General features: G+C 45.3%; 10 protein-coding genes and 1 pseudogene. 10 read left to right on the top strand and 1 reads right to left on the bottom strand.

The annotated features are described in order from the left end of the window. The 10 genes and pseudogenes from J0895_RS10030 to J0895_RS09985 form a co-directional block, all read left to right on the top strand. Positions 1 to 235, top strand: a 235-nt coding sequence (locus J0895_RS10030; RefSeq protein WP_207087959.1) for a transposase, incomplete at its 5' end; no start/stop codon positions are given. Between the two features lie 445 nt (positions 236 to 680). Continuing rightward, positions 681 to 845, top strand: a pseudogene (locus J0895_RS26740) (chlorophyll a/b binding light-harvesting protein); the annotation flags it as partial. Positions 846 to 973: 128 nt separating this feature from the next. Further along, positions 974 to 1,486, top strand: coding sequence for a flavodoxin FldA (gene fldA, locus J0895_RS10020; RefSeq protein WP_207087958.1), 513 nt, complete (start codon positions 974 to 976; stop codon positions 1,484 to 1,486). A 121-nt stretch (positions 1,487 to 1,607) separates the two neighbouring features. Then, positions 1,608 to 2,363 (top strand): alpha/beta fold hydrolase, encoded by a 756-nt coding sequence (locus tag J0895_RS10015; protein ID WP_207087957.1) that lies wholly within the window; start codon positions 1,608 to 1,610, stop codon positions 2,361 to 2,363. Between the two features lie 203 nt (positions 2,364 to 2,566). Continuing rightward, positions 2,567 to 3,331 (top strand): GTP-binding protein, encoded by a 765-nt coding sequence (locus J0895_RS10010; protein ID WP_207087956.1) that lies wholly within the window; start codon positions 2,567 to 2,569, stop codon positions 3,329 to 3,331. After that, positions 3,328 to 4,137 (top strand): metallophosphoesterase family protein, encoded by an 810-nt coding sequence (locus tag J0895_RS10005; RefSeq protein ID WP_207087955.1) that lies wholly within the window; start codon positions 3,328 to 3,330, stop codon positions 4,135 to 4,137. Before J0895_RS10010 ends, J0895_RS10005 begins: the two co-directional genes overlap by 4 nt. A 100-nt stretch (positions 4,138 to 4,237) precedes the next feature. Continuing rightward, complete coding sequence (locus J0895_RS10000) at positions 4,238 to 4,969, top strand: metallophosphoesterase family protein (protein ID WP_207087954.1); 732 nt, start codon at positions 4,238 to 4,240, stop codon at positions 4,967 to 4,969. 421 nt (positions 4,970 to 5,390) lie between these two features. Further along, positions 5,391 to 5,540 (top strand): hypothetical protein, encoded by a 150-nt coding sequence (locus J0895_RS09995; protein WP_207087960.1) that lies wholly within the window; start codon positions 5,391 to 5,393, stop codon positions 5,538 to 5,540. 379 nt (positions 5,541 to 5,919) lie between these two features. Continuing rightward, the gene (locus tag J0895_RS09990) at positions 5,920 to 6,570 is read left to right on the top strand and encodes a Crp/Fnr family transcriptional regulator (protein WP_207087953.1); all 651 of its coding nucleotides are present in this window, start codon (positions 5,920 to 5,922) and stop codon (positions 6,568 to 6,570) included. A gap of 196 nt (positions 6,571 to 6,766) precedes the next feature. Further along, positions 6,767 to 7,357 carry a hypothetical protein gene (locus J0895_RS09985; protein ID WP_207087952.1) on the top strand — a complete coding sequence of 197 codons (591 nt, stop codon included), beginning with the start codon at positions 6,767 to 6,769 and terminating at the stop codon, positions 7,355 to 7,357. Between the two features lie 148 nt (positions 7,358 to 7,505). Here J0895_RS09985 and J0895_RS09980 read toward each other — a convergent pair whose 3' ends face one another. Continuing rightward, entirely contained in the window at positions 7,506 to 7,937 is a 432-nt protein-coding gene (locus J0895_RS09980) for a hypothetical protein (RefSeq protein WP_207087951.1), read from the bottom strand. Between the last annotated feature and the right edge of the window lie 774 nt (positions 7,938 to 8,711).

Genomic DNA, 8,711 nt, shown 5'->3' with positions numbered 1-8,711 from the left:
CTTTTTTGAATACAAAACACAACTCGGAAAAATCATCGCTTATTTTAAATATCAAACCACAAAATTAATCAATCAAAAACGAGATTCAATTGGCGTTAAATTTTGGCAACGCAACTATTATGAACACATCATTCGCGATGAAGAAAAACTCAACATTTTGAGGCAATACATTATTGAGAATCCATTGCGTTGGGAAAATGACCAATTGCATCCAAATAACCCATCAAAATGGTAGAGAGGGTTTGGTGACCAACCCCCTACACTGAATCCCCTGAACATCTGTAGTGGTTTGGTCTCCAAACCCTCTGATGGTGGGGGTTTGGAGACCAAACCCCTACAAAACCCTCTGATGGTGGTAGCTTTATTGAGAATAGTTAGAGATAACTGAACTTCCTAGTAATTCCTTTCCCTAAACACCGTCCATCACTATAAATTCCTAAAAATCCTAAAACTCAAGCTGTGCAACCCTTTCGCCCGGGAAAGTTTGCCGGAAATCCCCCGAAACCGGGCAGTTCTTCATAAAACTTTACAAACTTGCCTTGACAATTATTTCTAATAGCGAGTATAGTCTATTGAGAATAAAGTTCAATAAAGAGCCTTTTCTCTCTCTAGCACTAAACCTATGCAGACCTACGACAATCCAAGCGTCAAGTATGACTGGTGGGCCGGAAATGCCCGATTCGCCCTATTTTGCAGATACGGTGAAGTTGCCATTAGGGGAGCATACTTCTCGGTCTTGGTTGGCTAATTCTCACTTTTTCCTGGCCTTTTTCTTCCTCCAAGGACATCTCTGGCACGCCTTACGCGCAATGGGATTTAATTTCCGTCGCGTTGAACAGGCTTTGACCCTTCTATTGAGGAAGCCTAAAGCAGGTTGGCCGATCGCACTCAGCAACCGGGTTTCTATCACCCTGTTCAGAAACCCGGTGTCTTATCAAACCCTTTGCAAACAAGACTCTCACAACAAAAGACAATGGCAAAAATTGGACTATTTTACGGCACTCAAACCGGAAACACTGAAACCGTAGGCGAATCAATTCAAAAAGAATTCGGGGGCGAGAGTGTGGTGGATTTAGAAGAAATTTGTAATGCCGCCCCGAATGATTTTGCTAATTATGATTGCATTATTGTGGGTTGCCCAACCTGGAATGTGGGCGAACTTCAGTCAGACTGGGAAGGGTTTTATGAAGACCTAGATTCCATTGATTTTACTGGTAAAAAAGTAGCCTACTTTGGATCCGGAGACCAAGTGGGCTATGCGGATAATTTTCAGGATGCAATGGGGATTTTAGAAGAAAAAATATCATCTTTGGGGGGGAAAACAGTTGGGTATTGGCCGACTGATGGCTATGACTTTGATGGATCAAAGGCCGTTAAAAATGGTAAGTTTGTCGGACTGGCGATCGATGAAGACAATCAGTCTGACTTGACCGATAGCCGAATTAAAACCTGGGTCGCTCAACTCAAGAGTGAATTCGGGGTATAGAAACTCAAAAAAAAGTGCATTCCCTCACCCTAAATCCCTCTCCCATTTTGGGAGAGGGACTTTGAATCCGGATGCCCTTACCCCGATTTAATGCTAATTTTGCTCACAAGGAACTCATATCATGTCTCAATTTCCTGACGCGCTTTGGCTGAATGTTAGCCCCTCTCTCCAAGTATTCGATCGCCCTTTATTAAAGGCTTTATCTCGACATCTGACCGTGGGTCAATGGGAATATTCCCAAACCCAAGATGAGGCAATGTCTATAGAAATTGCATTAGAATTGCTCGATGATTATTTAAGCATAGGCGATCGCCCGATTCATCTGCTTGGACATGGCACCGGGGGTCTGCTGGGATTACTGTATGCCCGTCGTCATCCCGAAAAAGTGCATTCTCTCACGTTGCTCTCCGTGGGAGTCTATCCGGCAGTGGATTGGCAGGTTTATTATTATAATCAACTCCAATGCCTGCCTTATTCTCGATCAGCGATTTTGACTCGGACGGTACATGAGATATTTGGATGCCAATCTCCGACGATTGTCCAACAAATCCGCCGCCGGTTTGATAGGGCGCTCAGTCAGTCCTTATCTTTACATACTTTGTATCAGCAAGGGCAGTTGTTTCCCGGTGGAGTGCCAGTGCCCCTGTTGGTGTGCGGCAGTCAAAATGATGTGATTATTGAACCCAGCTTATTGCAGGGATGGCAACCTTGGTTCAAAGATGGCGATCGCCTTTGGCAATGTCCCGAGGGGGGCTACTTTTTTCACTACTTTTATCCCCAACCAGTCGGTGAACAAATCACGCAGTTTTGGGATGAACGGGTTGCGGCAACACCCGTCGGGGGTTCAAACCCCCGCCTAATAGCTAAAGTCGGTTAAAACCGACTAAAAACACAAGAGAAACCCCCGCCTTGCCACCCGTGCTCAGGTATCGGGACTCTCGTTTGAAAAATTTAAACAAAAATGCCTCGTCTTGAGTTATTCTCAGGACTGAACTGAAGGCGATCGCGGGAAAAATTCACCCCGCGATCGCCTTTTGCGTCTAAAATAAGAATGATTATCATTTTCGTGACCTAGATCCCATGATTACTGCTGTAGGTGGGTCCTCCGGAGTGGGGAAAACGACCTGGATTCGAGAACAGATTGCTTTGGTGCAAAAGCGGGTCCTGTATTTTTGCCCGAGTGCGGATACGATGCCGATTGATGGCACTTGGATTGCCGATGAGTTTGGCGATCGCGTGCAAATCATCACCGTTGAGGAGGAAGCGCAGTTGCGGGCAATGGGGCCAGATACGGTTGCCTATATCGAGTTGGGATTTCATCTGGATTTGGAGGCAACGGCCCCAGTTTTAGACCGTTATCACTGCGATCGGGTGGCGATCGTCCCGGAAGACAGTTCCGGCAGTCCCTGGCATGAGTGGGGAACTCAGGTAATTGCAGTCCCTCGTCCCGAACAAACCACGGCCCAATCGGAGATTTTTCGGGGAGTCCTCACCGGAGAAATTCTCGACCCTGCCAGTTTAGAGATTTTTTGGTATGAACTCACCGAAGGCGCTTATGGGACAGTCACCCGCGCCAAAGGGATTTTTGAACTCGTTGAAGGACAATCTATTCTGGGCAATTTTACAAAAGTTGGCCTAGAAAAAGAATTTCAACCCTTAAACCGCAGTCAATGGTTAGAAGGCAGACCTGACCGCTTCAGTGGTTTAGAAGTGGTGGGAAAAACCTTAGATAAAGAAGCAATTTCCCTCACTTTACAGGAATTTTGTCTCTCCGATGAAGCCGTTGCTTACTATCAACATCAACTCAAAGAAAATCTAGGAATTCCCGAGGTATCTCTCTCATGAAACTTGCCGTTATTTCTTGCATTCATGGCAATATTTCCGCCTTAGATGCAGTATTACTCGATATCGAACAACAACAAGCAGAACAGATTTTTTGTGTCGGTGACTTAGTAGGCTATGGACCCTATCCAAACCAAGTCGTAGAACGAATTCAAAGTTTAAAAATTCCCACCTGTGCGGGATGTTGGGATGAGGATATTGTAGAAGGATTGAACGCCTGTGAGTGCAGCTATCCCTCAGTTTTAGCCGAAAGTCGGGGCAAACAAGCTCACGAATGGACGGACCAAGAAATTACCCCAGAAAATCGGCAATTTTTGGCCGAACTCCCCCACATTTTGCGACAAGATAATCTAGCTTTTGTGCATGGAAGTCCTCATAGTCCTCATGAATATCTGTTGCCTAATTTGGATGCCTTTGTAGCCAGTGAACGAGTCTTAGCAACCGGGGCAGATATTCTGTTTTGTGGACATACCCATGTTCCCTACGTTCGGACTTTGGATGGGGGAGAATTGCGGGTTCGGGTGACTCAAAATGGCACCCTAGATTCCCAAACTTTTACCACTCCTCTGAAACGGATTGTGAATGTGGGTTCGGTCGGGGAACCGCGCCACGGACGGCCTAATGCCACATACGTTATTTATGATACGGAAACGGAACAGGTCACCCTTCGGGAAGTGGTTTATGATTATCAACAAATCTGTGAGGCAATCATTGCCAGAGGGTTGCCTAAAATTTTTGCTTGGCGGTTGGCCCGAGGGTTAGAATATGCTGAACGGGCCGATGACCCCACTCATGTCTGTGAACGGTAATTTTTGGGGTTTGATTTCGGTCCGGTCATTCCTGAATCAGAAGCGATTGAAATAAGCTGGACAGGGTTTTGTTAATGTTCTGGAAAATTTATAGATTAAGATGGCATACTGGGCAATTTTAAGCGGGATTGAAGGAAATTTACCGGCTTACGAAGCGGTAATCCAGGATTTAAAACTGTCTAAATTTTCCCTGGAAGCGCTCTATATTCTAGGGGATGTAGTTGGGCCAACTCCGGACTCGGAAAAGTTAGTTCATCGGATTAGAAATCCTCGTTCCGGGGAACTGGAAGCGCAGGTCTGTCAAGGGTGGTGGGAGGAACAATGTCTGATTTTGTATGGACTCGGACGGACGGGAAAACCGACTCAGTTGATAGAACAGTATGGGATGAAAATGACTAAGGTTTTGTGGGATTCAGTTTCCCGGGAAACGGTCCAGTGGATTAGTGGTTTAGATTTTGGGTTTTTTGAGTTGGACTGTTTGCTGATTCATGGAACGACGGTGAGTGTAGATGATGAAATTACGCCGGAAACACCGCCTTTGAAAATTCTGGACCGTCTGATGCGGATGGGGGCAAATTATCTATTTTGTGGTCGGTCTGGGTTAAGTTTTCAGTATCAGATTGAAGGGGGTTCAGTCCGGGATGCGATCGCTACTTTAGATGCAGCAGAATCGGAAAGGGTGACTCAAACCCCTCCCCGACAGGCGATCGGCGTTGGTAGTGTGGGACGGATTCCGGGTCAGGCAACCTATACCCTCTATCATCCCGGAGGCGATCGCCTGGAGTTTAAAACCGTTAACTATGGAGTCCAAAAGGGATTTCAATCCCGATAATTCAGATTTCCCCCATCCCCAGGGGTTGGGGTCTGTCTTCTGCCCCTATCTTAATTATTGCCAGTCTTTCTTAATTAAGATAGCCCTCAACTCCTTACTTTAAATCAATGAATCACTCAAAAGTCATATCAATGGATACAGTTCATAACGAATTCATAGGACTTTTTGCCCCCCATCTCCCTAAAATCCCCGGCAATATAGGGATTTATCAAGGAAAACAGGGGCTTCTTCATAAAACTTCATGAATTTACATTGACAGAGGTGAGCAAGCTACTCTATGATTTTAATTGAGAACAAGTTGCAACTATAAACTCCCTGACTCTTCTGGATTTATGGATCCACCCAAGGAGTTCTCAGTCAACTCAATACAAATGCCTTTACCCCTCAACTTAATATGAACTGTCCTTGTTGTTCGGGAAAAATGCTGAGATCTATCAATCGAAACGGGTTGTATTGGTATTGTCCAGATTGCCGCCAAACGATGCCAGTTTCCCCCACGATTAATCACCTATTACGACAAGGTGAACTGTCCCAAACCAAACTGATTAACTTGGATTATATCACCCAGTGACCTGAACAGAATGGGTGCATCCCCCGGAGCCCCATTCTCCCTTTTTGGGAGAATGGGAGCCAGATTCAAAGTCCCCTTCGACCCCCTTCGACCCCCTTCGACCCCCTTCGACCCCCTTCGACCCTTCGGCGGGGCTCAGGGCTCAGGACAGGCTTCGGCGGGGCTCAGGGCTCAGGACAGGCCTCTCCCCCTTTGGGAGAGGGATTTAGGGTGAGGGCGGCGAGCATTGGGATGCTCCCAACAGAATTAATTAAACAACCAGGAAAACCGAGAGTAATTTTAAATGATTGGCAGAATTGTCCTAACTTTACCGCCATCAAGTCTAAATTACAGGCTATCCTAAATTTCCCGGTTACACCTTTATCACTGAGGAACCAAAATGAGCATCAATTCATCCGTTGCCAGTCCCCTCCGACTGATTGACTCTCAACTTTCTCTGCCATCACAGACGCAGAAAATCGCCCTACCAGAACGGTTCAAAAGTCAAGAAATATTGCCCCTAAAACCAGACAAAATCTGGAAAATTGAAGACGGAGTAGTCCGTTCCATGACTTGGAATGAAGAAGGAAAAGTGCTCATATTAGGCTTTTGGGGAGAGGGAGATATTGTCGGCAAACCGTTATCTCAGATGAACCCGTATCAACTAGAATGTTTAACGCCAGTGGAGGTTAGCGAAATCAGTCCTAATAGTTATTTGCAACAAGCCTTGTTAGTTCATACTTGGAAAAGTGAAAAATTTCTCAGCATCATTCATCAGCTTTCTGTAACCGATCGCTTCTTAAGTTTATTGGAATGGCTATCCGCAGAATTTGGTCATCCCCTGGGCAACAATCAAGGAACGTTAATCAATTTACGAATGACTCATCAGGATTTTGCCGATACCATCGGGTCTTCCCGAGTCACAATTACTCGATTACTCAGTCATTTTGAACAAGAAGGGATTATCCAGCGTTTTTGTCACGGACATAAAAACAAATTAAGCCAATTGTGCCATTCATTATGTCGGCAAAGTTTAATTTTTAAAGGTTAAAATTTTTCAAATCTGGATTTTGATTGCAAAATTCAACGGAGAGTGTGAATTTTTTTTGTAGACAGAGAAAGGAAACGAGACGGGGCGTTTGGTTGGTGAATCTGTATTTATCAAGTTCCCCTCGCCTGTGGGTTATAATGTGACACTATCCACCCCCGTCCACTTCTCTTAATTGTTTACCCCTCCACTCTTAACGATGCCACATCTTAAAACAGTTCTTTGCCTGAGTTTCTTAGTTTTATCAGCTTGTGCCAACAGTCCCACAACTGATTTGAACTCTCCCCCTGGGGATACGGGTACAAATCCTTCGGTTCCCTCTGCGCCCCAGAATCCTCCGGTTTCTCAAGCGCCCATTCCTAATCCCATTTTTGAGCCAATTCTGCCCCAAATTCAACAAGAAACTCAAATTCCCATTCTGCTGCCGGATTATATTTTTGGGTCCGATGGCGCAACAGAAGTTTATGCCACGATTGAGACGTTAACGGCTTCTCAATACCAACTAATACTGGGATTTACTCCTGACTGTAGTGGGGGGACTGCTTGTCGATTTGGCACGGTTTCAGGAGAAGAACTTTCCCCCAATAGTCCAGATTTAGAGGGGCAATCTGTCTCCTTAGATGATGGAATTACGGGCTATTTTATGGATGCGGTTTGTGGTGCAAATTGTTCTGATTCCACGATGACTTGGGACCAAAATGACACGCGCTATCAGATGGGAATTAAAGCGGGTAAACCCGAAGATTTGGTGAAAATGGCTAATTCTGCGATCGCCAGCGGGACCTATTAAATCATCCCTAAACCCGACCAATTCAAGGGTGCAGCGCCAGGAATCACACCGGCCTCCCCAAGGTCAATATCAAGAGAAAACAAGTTTTTGACAACCGGATTTAGTATAAAACGGTTTTTCAGAGGATTTTAGTACCCGCCAAAGTCCTCTATTTTTTGGGACTCGGGACAAGTTCCTCGATCCATTGTTTCTCCATTAACTTTTGTAAGGCTTGGGAGAAATTCCATAACAGTTGTCGCGTGGCATTAATGGTTTGCTTCACCAAATTCCATCTCATACCCAGACTGTCTTCTCTCGTTTCATGAATCCGGGGAATTCCGGCGATCGCCAAGGGAAAAATCCCATAGTTTTTCCGATCTATCATCATCCTCCCCTGTTTTTTCAGGCTGAATCCAAATTTTAACCCCGAATTGACCCGCCCCTTTTTCTTAATCCAGCCCGTTTCGTTCGGTTGAGACTCTATCTCACTCCAACTGTCACTCTGAGGCAAAAATAATTGAGAGGGAAAAGCAATAATCAGGGCAATGAAGCAAATTAAAATTCCCCGAACTATCACCCAAGAATACCCTGTGTTATTCATCGTACTTGTTGCTATTTCTTGCTAATTAATGTATGGAAAAATCGACAAATCTCCACAATTTGAAAACCGAATAATTCGCAAGTCCAAGCAATTCTTTACTTCATCCTACCCAGTCTGGGGACTCCCCAGGATGAAGACTCACCCCGGACGGGCGATCGCCCGTCTGTTCATCACCCCAGTTGGGCATTGTTCTCCTCACCCTCAATCTTCCTCTTGGACCCGTACCGCTGTCTGCGCCCCATGATGATGTGGATTGGCAGATCAGTCCAGCTTCCACCTTCAACTATCCTCACTGTTGGGCAATCCAACCCATTCATGAGACTGCTGAGATTAAACCGCATAAATTTTTCCTCATCTCAATTGTACCTCTTTCTTAGACAATTACCTAAAAATTTAATGATTTTTAAGCCAAAAAAATCTCATGGTTTTTACGGAGAAAATTAGGACTGAGGCTAACAACATGGCCTCGCAGTTTTCGTCTCAAAACTCCACTCCTTTTCGCAGTTGAATCAGAAACCGGGAGTCTCTTGCCCCTCTAAATTTTTGACAACTTGCGCCACAGTACAGCCCTCACCCCAAACCCCTCTCCCAAGAAGGGAGAGGGGCTTTAGATTGTACTTCACAGGTCTGAAATCTGCTATAACCCTGGATCCGGTCCCCGCCCCTGGATCTTGGGGAGGGCGATGAGAACCTTCATCTTGAAAGAGTTTAGCGATTTAAGCCACTTAATTGTAAAGATTTATAAATCTACTTGCGGGGTATCACCCCTCACTG

It is taken from the genome of Phormidium pseudopriestleyi FRX01, assembly GCF_017313335.1.
GTDB classification, from domain to species: Bacteria; Cyanobacteriota; Cyanobacteriia; order Cyanobacteriales; family Laspinemataceae; genus Laspinema; species Laspinema pseudopriestleyi.
Note: the sequence above shows the minus strand (reverse complement) of the source record. Positions and strands in the feature narration are given on the sequence as shown.